Origin of the sequence: Streptomyces changchenzhani (genome assembly GCF_039766235.1) — a bacterium.
In the GTDB taxonomy this organism is placed as follows: Bacteria; Actinomycetota; Actinomycetes; order Streptomycetales; family Streptomycetaceae; genus Streptomyces.
The window spans coordinates 353871-368983 of the sequence record NZ_JBDHNH010000003.1; the positions used below are offsets into that span (position 1 = coordinate 353871).

Annotated in this window: 15 protein-coding genes and 3 pseudogenes; 7 read left to right on the forward strand and 11 right to left on the reverse strand. The window is 68.5% G+C overall.

The genetic code is table 11. The annotated features are described in order from the left end of the window. Window positions 1-380: 380 nt before the first annotated feature. The 4 genes and pseudogenes from ABCR94_RS13020 to ABCR94_RS13035 all read right to left on the reverse strand — a co-directional run bounded on the left by ABCR94_RS13020 (window position 381) and on the right by ABCR94_RS13035 (window position 2809). A complete protein-coding gene (locus tag ABCR94_RS13020) occupies window positions 381-830 on the reverse strand; it encodes a hypothetical protein (protein ID WP_347119416.1) in 450 nt (149 codons plus the stop codon). 447 nt (window positions 831-1277) lie between these two features. Beyond that, entirely contained in the window at window positions 1278-1751 is a 474-nt protein-coding gene (locus ABCR94_RS13025; protein ID WP_347119636.1) for a nuclear transport factor 2 family protein, read from the reverse strand. Between the two features lie 27 nt (window positions 1752-1778). Continuing rightward, window positions 1779-2519 (reverse strand): annotated as a pseudogene (locus ABCR94_RS13030) (SDR family oxidoreductase); the annotation flags it as partial. After that, window positions 2516-2809, reverse strand: a complete 294-nt coding sequence (locus tag ABCR94_RS13035) for an Atu4866 domain-containing protein (RefSeq protein ID WP_347119417.1) — start codon at window positions 2807-2809, stop codon at window positions 2516-2518. The gene ABCR94_RS13035 and the pseudogene ABCR94_RS13030, both read right to left, overlap by 4 nt. Here ABCR94_RS13035 and ABCR94_RS13040 point away from each other — a divergent pair. Further along, complete coding sequence (locus tag ABCR94_RS13040) at window positions 2771-3613, forward strand: helix-turn-helix transcriptional regulator (RefSeq protein WP_347119418.1); 843 nt, start codon at window positions 2771-2773, stop codon at window positions 3611-3613. The genes ABCR94_RS13035 and ABCR94_RS13040 overlap by 39 nt on opposite strands. 321 nt (window positions 3614-3934) lie before the next feature. Here ABCR94_RS13040 and ABCR94_RS13045 read toward each other — a convergent pair whose 3' ends face one another. From ABCR94_RS13045 to ABCR94_RS13055, 3 genes are all read right to left on the reverse strand, one after another. Further along, entirely contained in the window at window positions 3935-4447 is a 513-nt protein-coding gene (locus tag ABCR94_RS13045; RefSeq protein ID WP_347119419.1) for a DUF4396 domain-containing protein, read from the reverse strand. Window positions 4448-4605: 158 nt separating this feature from the next. Beyond that, complete coding sequence (locus ABCR94_RS13050) at window positions 4606-5232, reverse strand: DUF305 domain-containing protein (RefSeq protein WP_347119420.1); 627 nt, start codon at window positions 5230-5232, stop codon at window positions 4606-4608. A 121-nt stretch (window positions 5233-5353) separates the two neighbouring features. Further along, complete coding sequence (locus ABCR94_RS13055) at window positions 5354-5833, reverse strand: DUF6153 family protein (RefSeq protein WP_347119421.1); 480 nt, start codon at window positions 5831-5833, stop codon at window positions 5354-5356. 137 nt (window positions 5834-5970) lie between these two features. Between ABCR94_RS13055 and ABCR94_RS13060 the strand changes: the two genes are divergently transcribed. After that, entirely contained in the window at window positions 5971-6675 is a 705-nt protein-coding gene (locus ABCR94_RS13060) for a DUF2470 domain-containing protein (RefSeq protein ID WP_347119422.1), read from the forward strand. Window positions 6676-7097: 422 nt separating this feature from the next. After that, window positions 7098-7622: pseudogene (locus ABCR94_RS13065) on the forward strand (LuxR C-terminal-related transcriptional regulator); the annotation flags it as partial. Between the two features lie 92 nt (window positions 7623-7714). Here the strand turns inward: ABCR94_RS13065 and ABCR94_RS13070 are convergent. Continuing rightward, window positions 7715-8149 (reverse strand): STAS domain-containing protein, encoded by a 435-nt coding sequence (locus ABCR94_RS13070; RefSeq protein WP_347119637.1) that lies wholly within the window; start codon window positions 8147-8149, stop codon window positions 7715-7717. Between the two features lie 41 nt (window positions 8150-8190). Then, complete coding sequence (locus ABCR94_RS13075; protein WP_347119423.1) at window positions 8191-9309, reverse strand: IS630 family transposase; 1119 nt, start codon at window positions 9307-9309, stop codon at window positions 8191-8193. 355 nt (window positions 9310-9664) lie between these two features. Here ABCR94_RS13075 and ABCR94_RS13080 point away from each other — a divergent pair, with 355 nt between their 5' ends. Both ABCR94_RS13080 and ABCR94_RS13085 read left to right on the forward strand, forming a co-directional pair. Beyond that, window positions 9665-10222 carry a DUF3291 domain-containing protein gene (locus tag ABCR94_RS13080; protein WP_347119424.1) on the forward strand — a complete coding sequence of 186 codons (558 nt, stop codon included), beginning with the start codon at window positions 9665-9667 and terminating at the stop codon, window positions 10220-10222. A 42-nt stretch (window positions 10223-10264) separates the two neighbouring features. Continuing rightward, window positions 10265-10450 carry a hypothetical protein gene (locus ABCR94_RS13085; protein WP_347119425.1) on the forward strand — a complete coding sequence of 62 codons (186 nt, stop codon included), beginning with the start codon at window positions 10265-10267 and terminating at the stop codon, window positions 10448-10450. A gap of 1248 nt (window positions 10451-11698) precedes the next feature. On the opposite strand, the pseudogene ABCR94_RS13090 reads toward ABCR94_RS13085, so the two are convergent. Then, a pseudogene (locus ABCR94_RS13090) lies at window positions 11699-12997 on the reverse strand (alpha/beta hydrolase); the annotation flags it as partial. Next, entirely contained in the window at window positions 12958-13695 is a 738-nt protein-coding gene (locus ABCR94_RS13095) for a helix-turn-helix domain-containing protein (protein ID WP_347119426.1), read from the reverse strand. The pseudogene ABCR94_RS13090 and the gene ABCR94_RS13095, both read right to left, overlap by 40 nt. On the opposite strand from ABCR94_RS13095, the gene ABCR94_RS13100 reads away from it, so the two are divergent. Both ABCR94_RS13100 and ABCR94_RS13105 read left to right on the forward strand, forming a co-directional pair. Continuing rightward, complete coding sequence (locus ABCR94_RS13100; protein ID WP_347119427.1) at window positions 13689-14132, forward strand: nuclear transport factor 2 family protein; 444 nt, start codon at window positions 13689-13691, stop codon at window positions 14130-14132. The two genes, ABCR94_RS13095 and ABCR94_RS13100, sit on opposite strands and share 7 nt — an antisense overlap. Continuing rightward, window positions 14129-14995, forward strand: a complete 867-nt coding sequence (locus ABCR94_RS13105; RefSeq protein ID WP_347119428.1) for an NAD(P)H-binding protein — start codon at window positions 14129-14131, stop codon at window positions 14993-14995. The genes ABCR94_RS13100 and ABCR94_RS13105 overlap by 4 nt, the downstream gene beginning before the upstream one ends. Window positions 14996-15113 lie beyond the last annotated feature (118 nt).

The following is a 15113-nucleotide window of genomic DNA, read 5'->3' on the forward strand; positions in this document are numbered from 1 at the left end:
AACGGGCCCATGAGCGTCCCGGGTTGCGCTCCCTGCGGCGGCAGCTACCGTCGAGTCATCGCGTGCGCCCTCTGGTTATGAGTGTGATCGTGTGTCGGGGCTCGCGGGGAGGTGGGCGTCGACCAAGCGGAAACCGATGCGGCCGTCGACGTCGGCGGTGCCCGATGCGGTCAGGGCAGAGGGCTCGCCCCCCGCTGCGGGCCGGCCTCGGCCGTGGGTGACCCCCTGGTCGCCTCGCCGGGGCGGTGGTAGGGGTTGCTGCCGTCCCAGCGTCGATGAACCCCGGGAACAGCGCGTTGATCGACTCCTCGAACTCACCATGCAGGACACCGTCTTGGCGACGCATCGGGTGGCCGCGAGGTCGGAGCCATGCCGTCCTTTCAGCCGGCGCTTTTGACCGCGGAGAAGTACGCGCGGGATGCGGGCAGGAAAAGGATGACGGCGATTGCTGCGGTGAGGATGCCCGGGGCATGCGAGGAAAGGAGGCTCCAGTCGAGCGCGGTGAGTCCGCTCATGCTCATGTCGTTCAACGCGAACAGCAGAGAGCCCGCGCCCATGACGATCATTACCAGCCGCGCCCAGTTGTGTCCCCGGCGCATCCACACGGCACACAGCAGCCAGGAGGTGGCGAGCACTGCGAGCACCGCGGCGGACAGGGAGAGTTGGAGGATCGCTCCCGGCAGTCCCTCGTGATGGCGCAGTTGACGGAATCCGGTGGGAGGAATGACGGACGCGTGCAGCACCCAGCCACCGCATTCGAGGAACACGGTTCCGAATGCCGCTCTGAAGGCGATCTCCACCTCGTTCGGGGGTTGGATGCGACGTGCCATGGCGCGGATCATGCTCTCGCTCTCCTGGAGGCGTCGGGGGCGGGGACCTGTCGCCGCAAGTCCGTCCGACCGGGGCGGGCTTGCGGGGCGTATGAGTGTCACGGGCGCCGCGGCCTTGACGGGCAGGGTTGCGGACCTGTCCGGTCGGTAGCCAAGACGGAGGCCATGGACTCGGGGTTCCACCGGTCGCCGCGCAGCCCGTAGAGCGTTCCCCTACGGGCCACACCCGGCCGAGGCCCCGTCAGGGCCCCACCGACGCGTACCAGTTGCCTCCCCTTTGGCTCCGACCGGCTTGGGCCGGCCCCGGTGCCCTCCGTAGCGCGCAGTACTGCGGCGCGTTGGAAGCCGAGCTCTGCCCATAGCTGACCGAGGCGTTGTCGTCCTCGTAGATGCAGGCGGGCAGGCTGCCTGTCCACACCGACTCGAAGACCAGTTACTGGACGTCCCTTACTCAAAGGTCTTCAGGGTGTCCTCGCCGTCGGTCCACCAGATGCCGAGCCTTTGGCGGGTCAGGAGCCAGCCGTTCGGGCCCCGGCGGAATTCCCAGTCGTAGGGGCCGCCCATGGCGTAGGGGGGCGAGGTCTTCCCAGGTTCGGTGACAGCGACGAACCACATGTAGCCGATGCCGGTCCCAAGGTCTCCCGCTACGTCGAAATGCATGTTCAGGATGTGGTGCTGCATGCTCGGGTAGGCCGATTCCGCCTCTTCCACCTGCGCCCGGACCGCTTCCTTCCCATGGGTCTTCTCCCACGGTCCGAACTCCAGCACTGCCTCCTGGGCCCAGCATGCGATCCAGGTCTGCCAGTCCTTACGGTCCAGTGCCCTCCACCCGCGGATCATGAGGGTGCGCAGCGCTTCCTTGTCCTCCAGGGCCCGCACTCTTCGCACCAGGCCGTGGTAGCCGGCGGCAGTGGGCGGCACATCGGCTCCTTTGCTTCCGGGGTAGGTGGCACTCGTGGCGGGACGGACCACGATCTCGTTCACGTCGACCTGCGCAGGCTGGGAAAGGGCGTAGGCGACGGCCTCCGCGATGGCGGCGGCGGGCAGTGCTACGGCTCAGTAGGCCTTCATCGCCTCCCTGACTTCCGGGTCGCAGATGTGGTCGGCGAGTTCGGACTCGGTCACGCCCGGGGAGACGAGGGTGACGCGGATGTCCCCGGTGGACTCCTGGCGCAGTCCTTCGGAGATCGCACGGACGGCGAACTTGGTGGCGCAGTAGACGGCGGCGGTGGGCGAGACCTCGTACGCGCCGACGGAGGCGACGTGCACGAAGTGCCCGCCGCCCTGTGCGCGCATCACAGGAAGTGCGGCGGCGATTCCGTGCAGGACTCCCCGCACGTTCACGTCGATCATGCGGTCCCATTCATCGGTCCTGAGCGCTTCCAGCGGGGAGAGGGGCATCACGCCCGCGTTGTTCACGAGGGCGTCGATCCGGCCGTACTTGCCAAGCGCCGCATCGATGAACGCGCGCATGCTCGCCGTATCGGTGACATCCAGCTCTCGGAACGCGGCGGTGCCGCCCTCCGCGGTGATCTCCTCGGCCAGCCGCTCCAGCCGCTCCAGCCGGTCGGTACGGCGCGCGCCGAGAAGAACCCGGTGCCCGTCCGCCGCCAGACGACGCGCGGTCGCCTCACCGATGCCGCTGCTCGCACCGGTGACGGCCACGGCCTTGGTGTTGGTCTGCGTCATGATTGTTCCTCCTTGTAGAGCACGAGGTGCCCGTCGTGGAGCACACCGTCACGGACCCCGCCCGTGGTGGTGCACCCGGTGCCGTCGACACGGCCGAGATGGCTGCCGGTCGGCGTGGAACGGCCGGCACAGGCCCTGCGAAGCGTGCCGCGGGCCGAGTCTGGGCGGCGGCGGAACGCCCGGCCAGGACAGGCTGTTCCTGGGTATGGCGCACCCTGGTACACCGCCTGAGCGCGATCTAACCTGAAGTGGTGACCCGCAACGATCTCGGAGATTTCCTTCGCGCCCACCGCGCACGGCTGCGACCCGGCGACGTAGGACTGGCCTCCTACGGCCGACGCCGGGTTGCGGGGCTGCGGCGGGAGGAAGTCGCCGTCCTTGCAGGCATGAACAGCGACTACTACGCCCGCCTGGAACAAGGCCGCGAGCGCAGCCCCTCGCCACAGTTTCTCGACGCGATCAGCGGCGCCCTGCGCATGGATCACGAGGCACACGACCATCTGTACCGGCTGGCGGACGCCTTGCCGACCGGTCACCGGACGCAGCCGAGAGAGACGGTCAGCCCGGGGCTGATCCAATTGCTGGACGGCTACACGAACACCCCGGCATTCGTTCTCAACCCGGCGCTGGACCTCCTGGCAGCGAACAGCCTCGCCGACGCGCTCTTCTCCCCGTTCGGGAAAGCGGACAACCTCGCCCGCATGACCTTCCTCGACCCCGCAGGCCGCGGCTTCTACGCCCAGTGGGACCGTACGGCCGAGGCGGTCGTCTCCCACCTGCGCCAGGCCACCGGCCTGAAACCGCACTACCCACGCCTGCATCAACTGGTGGGCGCCCTCACCGACACGAGCGAGGAATTCGCCACACTCTGGTCCTCGCACACCGTCTACGGAAAAACCCACGACACCAAGGAACTCATCCACCCCGACGTCGGACCCCTCTCACTCACCTACCAGTCCCTCGACGTACGCGGAGCACCCGGCCAGCAGGCCGTGATCTACCACGCAGAGCCAGGAAGCCCCAGCTCCCAGGCGCTCTCCCTGCTCGGCAGCCTCAACGCCACACGCCGCCGAGAGCCGGCCTCGGAGCAGTAGCCCCGCACACCGGCCGCTCGTGCCGGGTGCGAGAGAACTGGTGCCGCTACTCAGCGCGGTTGTGATCGGGAACGAGTGCCCCTGCGCGGCCAGCCGCCAGATGTCGTCCTCGGCGGGCGGGGCCAGCGCGGCCCGCCGGGCCGACCCTGGTCCCCGACCGACCCCGCGCTGCCCCCGCTCGGCCCCAAGCGCGCCACCGCGACGGGCGGCCCCCCCAACACCGCTGCGTGAGAGAGGGCCGCTGCATCTGTACAGCGGCCCTTGTGTACGGGGAGCTTGCCTCCCCATTTCCGTGGAGGTCGGCGAATTCCGTGACGGGTGTCAGTGGTAGGCGTGGACGACGGCATGGCCCTTGCCGCGGCCAATCATCCACTTGTTGACCGGGGTCGTGATCAGGAAGGCGACGGCGAAGCCGCCCAGGAGTGCCGACCAGAACAGCCCGTCGGACAGGTGGGCATCCATCGCGCCCGGCGTCAGGGCGATGATGCCGTTGTCGACAAGCTCCATCACCGCGATCGAAACGGTGTCCGCGGCCAGAGCCACCTTCACAGCGGTTTTGAAGTCCAGCCCCGCCCTGCGGACTGCGAAGAGGGTGAAGGAGTAGCCGAAGATGAATGCCAGGGTGATCGCCAGGATCATGGTGGGCACGTTGTCCCACAACAGGGCAGTGCCGATCACCATGCCGAGGATCTCACCGATGGCGCATCCGGTCAGGCAGTGCAGCGTCGCTTTTGCTGCAGCCCCCCAAGTCACCACGCCCGCGTGCTGCACACCGTGCCCTTGGTGCACGGCGTGGTCGTGACCGGTGCTGGTCTGGTGTGCGCTGTGGTCCATGACCGTCATCCCCATTCCCGTCCAGTGTGACCCGTACTCGGTGCCAATAGAGAAAACCATATACCCCCCATGGGTATATGGCGAAGGCAGGAGAGCGAATGGTGCAGGGGGTGCGGCAGGCCGAACCTGGCCTCCTGCACCCCCTGCACCGTGCGGGGTCAGTTCTTGCCGAGGAGCCTGTTCATCGTGCTGATCTCGGCGCTCTGGGAGGCGATGATGGCGTCGGCCATCTTCTTGGCGTCCGCGAAGGCGCCGTCGGCCTTCTCCGTCTTCGCCATCGTCACAGCACCTTCATGATGCTTGATCATCAGCTCCATGAAAGCGGTGTCGAACGCTTTGCCGGAAGTCTTCTCCAGCCTGTCCATCTCCTCGACCGTCATCATCCCGCCCGTGCCGTGCGCGGAGTGGTTCATGGCGCCTTCGGCGGGCACCTGCTCGCCCCAGGTGGTCAGCCATCCCGCCAGGGTCTTGATCTCCGGGGCCTGGGCCTTCTCGATCTCCGCGGCGAGCTTCTTCACCTCGGCCGACTCGGCCCGGGTGGGAGCGAGGTCCGCCATCTCTACGGCCTGGCGGTGGTGGGGGATCATCCCCTTGGCGAAGGCCACGTCGGCGAGGTTCTGCTGCCCCTGCGAAGCCGATGACGAAGCCGACGGTGGCTTCGAGGAACGGCCGTCGTGCCCGACAGAGCTGTCATCGCCCGAGCCGCAGGCGGCCAGCACCAGTGTGGCCGCGCCGACGGCCGCTCCGGCGGCGGTGCGGCGGATGAGGGAACGGTTCTTGTTCATGGTGAGGCAACTCCTTGCTGCGCAGCCACGATGGGCATGCGTCCGTGCGGGATGAGGGCCTACTGGTGCGCGGCATCCGTTGCCGGCCGAGCCGGGACAAGCGGGTGCCGTGTGGGCCGCTCTATATCCGCAGGAGTTGCAGTTTCGCCAGGTCAGGCGGCGCGCGCTCGACCTCCGTTGCTTCCGCCGCGCGGCCAGGCGGTGCCGCAGCAAGGGGCGCGACGTCGAGGGCGGGTGCCAATGCGGGCGGGGTGTAGGGGGCGCCGATTCCTGTTGCCGCACACGTGGCATCGGCGTGATCCAGGTGACCTGATCCACCGGCGGTGTGCGAGCAACTCTCACCGCCCTGATGGCCGGTCCCCTGAACCGTCACCGTGGTGTGACCGCCGGCGGCCGCAGGCGTTGCCACGGAAACCGGCCCGGGGCTGAGGCCGTGCATCGCCAGGACGCCGGCCAGCACGGCGAGCACCAGCAGCGCGAAGCCACGCCCGACAGGGCGGCGGCTCGACGGCTCCGCGGCGAAAATCACGCGCTCATCGTATGTCCGCCGGCGCAGGGTGCGCTCGGCGGCCTCGACCGGGGCGGAGTCGACTGCGTCCATCGAGCGGTACTCGCTCCTTCACGTCGTTGAACTGGAACTGGACGCCGGCGACTTCCCCCGGGACCCCCCATTGCTTGTTAGGTTAGGCTTACCTAAGATTCCGGCTCGGACCTCTTCAACCGCCCTGGAGTATTTGGATGCGCCCTCACAGCACCCGCGTCACGCAGCCGACCCCCGCCGAGCGCGTGCAGTCGATCTTGCAGGCGGCGCAGTCGATGACAGTGGTGAGCGACGGGAGTTACGGCGAGGTCCGCCGGCTTGTCGGCGCGGGTGCAATGGGGCACATCCACCTGCACGCTCCGGCCGACGACGCTCCGGCCGCGCCGCACGGACGCCTCCCGGTGCGACTGGAACTCACTGACATCGCACCCACAGCCGTACGTGACCGGCTGCGTGCCCGTGTCACCCTCACGGGGCTGCTCGCGGCCCCGTACCAGGATGAGTCACCCCAAAGCACCTGCATGCAGTTCGGGCAAGCACTCCTCGAAGACGGCCAGGGGCGCCACTTCATCTCGCTCGACGAACTCTGGGCGGCCACCCCTGACCCTATTGCGGGGAGTGAGGCGGACATGCTGACCCATCTCGTGGACAGCCATAGAGAACTTGTGCCTCTCCTGGTGCGCCTTGTGCAACCTCGGCCGACGCGAGGCATGCTGCGCGCGGTCCCGCTGGCGATGGACCGCTACGGGGTGGTCCTGCGCCTGGAGTACCCCACCCGCCATCTCGATGTCCGGCTGCCGTTCGCAACTCCCGTCAGTGACATCGACCAGGCAGGTCCGCAGGTCCGGGGGCTGCTGGCGGCGGCCCGTCGCGCCTCCCATCGAAATCGCCTGCTCACCTGACGCTTGCGGTGCCGCACCGGAGGATGTACGCGTCCTGCCAGCCCAACACCGAGAGATGTCCCGGTGCCACGGCAACCGCGTGCCGTGGGCCGACTCCTGACGGACCGGTGAGTACAAGGAGTGGGAGTCGGCGATGTTCGCGCCCCGCACTTGTCCAGCGACCAGCGTCCTGCTGGCAGTTCGGGCAGGGACCGGCCCCTGAAGCCACTCCTGGCGTGCGGCCTACAGCGCTCGGGCCGCGCTGTGCAACGCGGGCCATGGACGGGGCAACTGTGACTTCACCGGTGAAGTCACCCGGCCCGGCAGTGACCGTCTTGGTCGCGGCGAGTGGAGTCCTCAGCTCGCCGCTCGCTGCATGAGTGCGCCGACGCTCGCCTCGTTGTCAGCAGTCAACTCCGTCAGTGCGAAGGCGGTCGGCCCTGCTGCTCGAACACCGGCCTGATGTCGCCGTACTCGACATCAGGCTGCCACCGGGCTACCGGGCTACCGGGACGAGGGTCTGCGTGCCGCCACCGAGGCACGGAAAGCCGTCCCGGGACTGCCCGTTCTCATGCTGTCGCAATACGTGGAGGGCAGTTACGCCACCGAGCTTCTGGCCGGTGGCGCCGCCGGTGTCGGCTATCTGCTCAAGGACCGGGTCGGACGGGTGGCGGAGTTCCAGGACGCGCTTGAGCGCGTGGCGGCCGGCGGTACTGCTCTCGACCCCGAGGTGGTCTCCCAACTGATGAACCGCCACAGCCCCCTCGACCTCCTGACACCACGCGAACGCGAACTGCTCGTCCTGATGGCCCAGGGCCGCGCCAAACACCACCATCGCGAGCACCCTCCACATCACCGAACGATCCGTGAGCAAGCACATCGGCAACATCTTCGCCAAACTCTAACTCCCGCCCAGCGACAGCGGACACCGCCGCGTCCTGGCCGTCCTGGCCTACCTCAACTCCTGATACCACTCAGGGGAATCCGGCTCAGCGCGCATCGGGGCCGCGTCAGGACTCCGCCCACCGGCCACCTTCACCGCGACGTCGTCTGTGACCGTTCAGCTCCTCAGCATGGGGCCTGGGCGGAAGGGCTTCTCATCGGCGGGCCACTGGCCCTCATGCGTGTTCGGCTGTGCCTGCCGGACAGCGGTCAAGGCCTCCAGCATGGTGGCCACGATCTTCAGGAGCGGGCCGACCCCGGCAGCGTTGAGGACACGAAGGGTGAAGCGGTGCGCGCAGATGACCACGAGGCGGCCGCCCGGCTCCACGGTCATTCGGTGGAGCCTGCACAGCTCCTCGGCCGCGTCGCTGCCGAGGAAGCTGACCAGACGCAGGTCGATGATCAATGGACTGTGGCCACGAACGCCGGCGGCATCCAGATGCCGACGCACTTCGGGTGCCGACTCCAGATCGATGGCCCCCCGAAATTCCACAACAGTCGCTCCCTGTATCGCTCGGGTGACAGTGCGAAGTGCCGGTTCAGGGCGCTCCATCGGCACTAAGTGGTCGGCGCCGCAAATCCTTCGGGGGTTGTTCACGCTGCCGGTGCGGCAGAGGATTCTTCGTGGTGATCGGCGGTGTGCCGGTCGAGCCTGGCCAGCAGATCGTCCAGGTCGGAGGTGGTGAACCTCCACTGGAACGGCTGTGCCGTGGCGTTGTAGCGGTCTTCGAAGGCTCGGAGCCGGTCCCTGACCTCGGTGAGGTCGGTGAAGTCGTTGGGCGAGAGGGCCTTGCGCTGGACGGCAGAGAAGTAGATCTCGACTTGGTTGAGCCAGGAGGCGTGCACGGGGGTGTGGACCATGACCGTGTTCGGGAACGCCGCGGTGGGCCGGTCGGCCGCCTTCTGACCGCGATGGGAGGAGCCGTTGTCGACGATCCAGAACACGCGCTTGGCGCTTGCGTAGGGTTCCTGGTTCATGACCTGGGTAGCCAGGTTCATGAACGGGACGATGCCGGTGCGTTCTTCGGTGCGGCCGAACACCTTCGCGGCGTGGACGTCGTAGGCGGCGAGGTAGGCTAGGGCACCGCCGCGTCCGTAGGTGTGATTGACGCGCATCGCCCTGGCCTTGCCGGGGGCGAGGGTGGGGTGGCAGCGGCACCGGGCCTGGATGGAGGTCTTCTCGTCCGCGCTGATCACGTACTCGTCATCGCCGAGCTGTTCGCCCTGCCAGATGCGGGCGTACACGTCCAGCACCCAGGCGGCCTTCAGCCGGAGGCCGGGGCTGGTGATGAAGATCCAGGAGCGGTGCTGCCAGGGCTTGAGCGCGTCCTGGGCCAGCCAGCGACGCACGGTCGACGCCGACATGAACGGGGCGATGCCCCGCCGGGCGGCCTCGCGGGCCAGTTCCGGGCACGACCAGCGTGAGAGCGGTACTTTACTCTCGGCAGGCAGCCGGCAGGCCAGCGCCTTGACCTCGGCGGCCTGCAGCGGTGTGAACGAGGCGGGACGGCCGCAGCGTTGACGGTCTTTGAGCCCGGGCAGGCCCGCCTGGGCGAACCGGCCACGCCAGCGGCGCACGGTGTCCAAATGCAGCCCCGTCTCCCGGGCGATGCATGCGTTGGAGCGTCCACGCGCGGCGTGCAGCACCACCTGTGCACGCACCCGCAGCCGGTGCTCGGTCTTGTGGCCGTAGGCCATCTTCTTCAACCGCACGCGTTCGGCGGCACTCGGGGCTATCGGACAGGGGGTGCGGACGGGCATGACGGGCGAACCGATCGGCCGAAGTGGATCACTGGTACCCCGCAGCCTGCCCCGCCCGTCACCGCCCCAGCCCCCGCAATGACCGGTGCAAGAGGCCACTTGGGCAGGGAAAACGCAACTTCGACATGGCCCGCAGAGGCAGCTACCTTCACCTGGTCTTCGGCGATCGTCCACGGTCGCACAGGAGTTCCTTCAGGCTGAGCCACCCGCGACGGGATGAGTTGGTCACGCCCCACGAATCCTCGCCCCCCATGCGTAAGCCACCGAACCGGGTCCACACCAGGCACCCCCAACCAGGGAGAGACGAATGCCCCATCTTGCGCTGTACACATTCGGCGTCCTGAAGTCACCTCTCGCCGATCCCGCACCTCTCACGCGCGAACTCCACGAGAGCGGCGAGGCCATCTACCGGAAGATCAGCCAGCACCCCGGGTACCTCGCTCATGCTGAAGCGGCAGACGGCGACCGGGGCACACACTTCGACTTGGACTGGGGTGCATGGGGAAAGTTCGCCGTACCGACCTGGTACGGCAAGGGCCATACGGTGGAAACCACCGCCCTGGCCGCGACCCTCTCACTCTGGACCGACCTGCGCCCCGCCTTCGACGCCATCTACACCGGTCTGCACCGCGAGGCGCTGAACAGGCGTTACGACTGGTTCGAGAGGACAGGACACCCGAGTTACGTGTTCTGGTGGGTCTCCGACGGCGTGATACCCACCTGGCAGGACGGGGTTTCCAGGCTGGAACACCTCCACGACCACGGCTCCACGCCGCACGCCTTCACCTTCCACCACTCGTTCGCCCCGGAGGGAACTCCGACCAGGATCAAAGGCATCGGGCCGAAGAGCGACCAGGTTCGCTGACAAGGAAGCCTGAACGACTGGGTTCGCTGTCAAACGCCTCGATTGAATGACGGCGAACAGATGCGTCTGCGCCACGGCGGATCCGCCAGTACCTGGGGCTTCGCCCTCTACCTCGCGAGCACCGATGAGTACCAAGACGCCATCCTGCCCACCAGCGGCTTCGCCGGCACCCCCGAAGACGCCCTCGACTGCCCCTGCGGCCTCTACCTCACCGACCCCAGCATCTGACCCCGCACCACACACAACACAGGCTCCACAGTCAACCCCCGAAGGATTTACGGAGCCGACCACTAAGCGATGAAGATACGAGAGAACAGAACGGCCCACGACATCCCCCTGCGACGTGACTATGCGATGCCCACGCACCGGAGGGTGGCCGATGACTGCCACTGAGGTCCTGGGCGACGGAAGAACCGTACAGAGCAAAGCAGTTGATGGGGCGTCATGGCGTCCGGCGTCCGCTCGAAAGAGTGAACTTCCGTTCCTCGGCTTGCTTGTCAGTGGATCCCTCAGGAGCGGATGTTCTCCGCTCGTGGCCGGTCGGAGACGTGCCGTTGAGCATCCCGACCGGGCGCGGGTGGCGCGTTCCTGATCGGATCCCCCGCCGCCGGAGTGGCCCCGGGCTCCGGACATGCTTGATCATTGCCACAAGCCGCACTGGCGCAGCGCCGGAGAATGGATACGCGCCGGGGCCTTGCCCCACCCGGCCGGGGCCTCAACCACCGCCTCCACACGCCTCGCGCGCTGCTCGTATGCCATCCGGTTTGGCTCCACGGCCTTGGCTTGAGCCCTCTATCGGCCAGCCCTCTGTCGCGTCTAATCTGTTCGTAGGGCATGTGCCCGGCGCCTCGGCGTCAGCCGGTCACCGGGGCGGGCCCGTGCGCCTGGCCCCCAAACCCCGGGTCGATAGGCGGGCCGGAGCTGTATCGCCGACAGTGCTCCGGCCCCGTCCTCCCAGCATGTTCCAACCCGGGGTGCTTCCCGCACATCTCGGATGCCGGTGAGGACACCCCGTGCGGGGACACCGCGGAGGGGGAGCCGCGCCGTCCCCACACAGAGGCCGCCGCCGGGTGACATACCGGCGGCGGCCTCACACCTCTGCGGACCACGGCCGAAGGTCTCGATCAGGTCAGCTTCAGGTCCCCGTGCCTCGGCAGTACGCGCCCCAACGCGCCGAGGGGTACTCGCCGTTCAGGCCAACTACCCTCCAGAACAGGCTGGTTGAGTCAGCCCTGAGGGCCGCTCAGGGGGGCGTCGGCAGGGGCGCCGGGGGCCTGGGCCGGCGCCGGTGTGCTCAAGGGGCGGGTGCTCGCCCCGGGCGCGGATCCGGTGCCGGTCGGCAGACAGCAGGGGCTTAGCCTCGGGCGGGGAGTGCGGGGCGTCGCGTACTGCTGCCGTGCCGTACTGCTGCGGTGCGCGCCGGCCGACCGCGCACCACACCGGCAACGCCACCCCCTTCACGTCATGCGTTGGCGGTCAGAAGCGGTCCGGGGAGCGCTGGGGGAGCGGGGCCCCGGGGATTTCATCCCGCTTCTGGTTTTCCCGGGCGTGGGCGTTCGAGTCGGCCGTCGCCCGGCAGGTGATGTCCTTCGCCGGGTGCCTGCCGGTGGTCAGGTAGTCCGTCACCTTGCCGTCCACGCACGCGTTGCGGCTCAGGAGGTAGACGCCGTGACCCTCGCCGCCGCGGACCGTCAGCATCTTCGAGTTCTTCAGGTCGGCGTGCAGGGCCTGACCACTCGGCAGCGGGGTCTGGGAGTCCCACTCGTTCTGCACGATCATTGAACCGACCTTGTTGTTCACCACGGTGGCCGGTTCAACGGACTTGTCCCAGAACGCGCAGGGCTTGATGTTGGACGCGTAGTCACCGAAGAGCGGGTAGCGGCCCTTGTCCTCGATGGCGTCCCGCCGGTAGGTCTCGGGGTTGCGGGACCAGGCGGCCGAGTTGTCGTTGCACACCACGGCCCAGAAGCTGGCCGTCCCGTTGTCGAGTGGCACGTCGGAGCCGGCGGCGAGGCGTGACCTTTCGGCCGGAGCCGGAAGGTTCTTCGCGGAGGCGGGTTCGCCTGCCGCGGCCTTCTTCAGTTTCACGACCAGTTTGGTGCCGGACTGCACGCTGAAGACCGCGCCGCGCATCATTTCCCGGATGTCATCACCGGTGTACGGCTCGCCGTCCATTTCGATGGGCTTCTCGTCCGCCTGCTGGACCAGGTCCCAGAACGTCCGGTCGACTTTCTTCGGGGTGTCACCGAGGCCGTACTGCCCGGAACGCGCGGCGGCCCACTTGGTCCACCGGTCGAACGCGGGCTCGGCTCCCTCCGCCCACCACTGGATCATCCCCCGCCAGGCGCGCGCCGGATCGACCGCGCTGTCGAGCACGAACCGGTCGGCCCGTCCCGGGAACAGTTGGGTGTAGACGGCGCCGAGGTACGTCCCGTACGAATAGCCGAGGTAGGAGATCTTCTTCTCGCCGAGGATCGCACGGAGCAGATCCAGGTCTCGCGCCGTGTTGCGCGTGGTGATGTGCTTGAGCGTGCTGCCCGACTTCTCGCGGCACTTGCGCGCGACGTCACGCGCCCAGGTGACGTCCTTGTCGAACGTCGCTTTCTTGTACGGCCGCAGCCAGTTCTCCTCTTCCGGCTTCAGACCGCAGGTGACGGGCGTGCTCCGGCCCACTCCGCGCGGGTCGAAGCCGATGAGGTCGAACTTCTGCCGTACGGTCTCGGGCAGCAACTCCTTCATTTCCAGCGGCATATCGAGCCCCGGCCCGCCGGGTCCGACGACGAGTTCGCCCGGCAATCCGCCGCCCAGCTACGCGCAGCAGGCGCCCGCAGCAGAGTGTGCCGCTCAGCCGGATGGCCAGCCGGATGGTGTTGCGTTCCTCGGAGGACAGCAAGCCCGAAGTCGATGATCAACTCGGCTGCCGCGCTGTTCCAGGCCAGGATGTCCAGTCGCTCGTCAGCCAGGTAGGCCGGTATCGGCCCGAGCCGGTCCAGAAACTGGCGGACGTCGCCGGACACAGGCGGTCCATCGGCGTCGGTGACGCTCGGGACCTGCCCGGCCAGCCGTGCCAAGTAGTCGCGTTCCGCGGCAGTGAGCCTCAGCGCCCTGGCCAGCGAGGCCAGCACCTGCGGGGACGGATGCGGTGCGCGTGCCTGCTCGAGCCGTTCGTAGTAGCTAATTGACACCCCGGCCAGCGCGGCCACCTCTTCGCGGCGCAGTCCGGGAGTGCGCCGCGCGCGCCGGCCTGGGGGATGGACAGCTTCGGCCGGCACTTGGTCGGGGCGCAGTGCCTCCCGTCGGCGGCGTAGGAAGTCGGCCAGTTCGCCTCTGTTCACCCTGTCAGGTTCGCACAGGGGCGCCCGGCTTAGCCACGGACTGGTGGTCCGGGGCTCAACTGTCCGTTCCTCGGCGGCGATCCGAGGCCCAGCCTGGTGTGGTCCCACTCGCTCGACACCGGAGGGCCACCGTGCCACGTACCCCTGATGAGATCTTCCATCGGCTGCTAGACCTGTTGCTGGCCAAGGACATGGACGCCGTCGCCGACCTGTGGGCGCAGGAAGGCACCGCCGAGTTCCCTTTCGCAGCGGGGGCCGCGCCGCGGCGGCTGGCCGGGCGGGAGGCGGTCCGCGGCTATCTGGCCGGCTACCCGGAACTGATGGACGTGCGAGAGATCCCTCCGGTCACCGTGCACCACACGGAACGGCCGGAGACCATCGTGGTGGAGTTCACCACGCACGGGCGCACGGTGCGCACCGGAGAGCCCTACCGGCTGGACTACATCACGGTGATCACCGCCCGGGACGGTCTGATCACCCACTACCGGGACTACTGGAGTCCGCTGGCCGCCGCTGCCGCGGCCGGCACGCTGCCCGAGCTGCTCGACTCGCTGCGCCCGGGGGCCGCCCGATGACCGGCGTACTGGTGACCGGCGGCACAGGGAAGACCGGGAGCGCGCTGGTGGACTTGCTGCGAGGCAACGGGGTGCGGGTCCGGGTGGCCAGTCGCAACCCCTCTGCCGATGATCCTGACGCGGTTCGGTTCGACTGGGACGACCCGGCCACCCATCCGGCCGCGCTGCGGGGGATGGACAGGGTCTTTCTGGTGCCTCCGATCAATGCCGTGGATCCGATGCCGCTGGTCGGTCCGTTCCTGGCCGAGGCGCAACGCCTCGGCGTGCGCCGCGTGGTGCTGCTCGGCTCCGCCATCGTGCTGCCGAACGCTCCCGGCGCGCTGGAACTGGCTGAGCGGGTGCGGGCCCGCCCCGGGTGGGTCGTGCTGCGCGCGTCCGGGTTCATGCAGAACTTCCTTCGCCCACACCCGCTTGGCGAGCGGATCCGGCGGCACGGCGAGATCCGCACCGCCGCCGGTGCCGGCCGATTGGGCTGGATCGACGCGCGGGATATCGCGGCCGCCGCCTCCGCCCTGCTGATCGACCCCGACGTCGATGCCGGCGACCAGCGTGACTACCTGCTGACCGGGCCGAAGGCGTTGGGCTACGGGGACGCGGCGGCGATCATCACCGCTCGCACCGGCCCGCCGATCCGGGTGCTGCACATCGGGGCCGACGAGCTGGCGGGCACCTACCGGGCCGCCGGCATGCCGGGTGAGTTCGCCGACGCCCTCGCCGCCGTGGAAGACGGCATCAAGGCTGGTCGGGAAGATCTGGTCAGCACCGCGGTGCTGGACCTGACCGGCCGCCCACCCCGCCCCTTCGCCGAGTTCGTCCAGGACCACGCAACCGAGTGGGCGAACCATGGCTTGCCCGAGTGCTGACCGGCGCCCGCCGGCTCTTTGAGCCCTGAACCAGCCTTCATCACCCTTGGGCGGCGGCCGCATCGCCCTCGGGGGTGCACGCGGGCAGGGTCACGGGATCGTCGGATTCGAGGTGGAG

Bases quoted from the DNA above. Each gene is read 5' to 3' on its own strand.
- ABCR94_RS13050 (WP_347119420.1), bottom strand. From the start codon at position 5,232: ATGAACAAGAACCGTTCCCTCATCCGCCGCACCGCCGCCGGAGCGGCC.
- ABCR94_RS13045 (WP_347119419.1), bottom strand. From the start codon at position 4,447: ATGGACCACAGCGCACACCAGACCAGCACCGGTCACGACCACGCCGTG.
- ABCR94_RS13070 (WP_347119637.1), bottom strand. From the start codon at position 8,149: ATGGAGCGCCCTGAACCGGCACTTCGCACTGTCACCCGAGCGATACAG.
- ABCR94_RS13105 (WP_347119428.1), top strand. From the start codon at position 14,129: ATGACCGGCGTACTGGTGACCGGCGGCACAGGGAAGACCGGGAGCGCG.
- ABCR94_RS13055 (WP_347119421.1), bottom strand. From the start codon at position 5,833: ATGGACGCAGTCGACTCCGCCCCGGTCGAGGCCGCCGAGCGCACCCTG.
- ABCR94_RS13020 (WP_347119416.1), bottom strand. From the start codon at position 830: ATGGCACGTCGCATCCAACCCCCGAACGAGGTGGAGATCGCCTTCAGA.
- ABCR94_RS13080 (WP_347119424.1), top strand. From the start codon at position 9,665: ATGCCCCATCTTGCGCTGTACACATTCGGCGTCCTGAAGTCACCTCTC.
- ABCR94_RS13060 (WP_347119422.1), top strand. From the start codon at position 5,971: ATGCGCCCTCACAGCACCCGCGTCACGCAGCCGACCCCCGCCGAGCGC.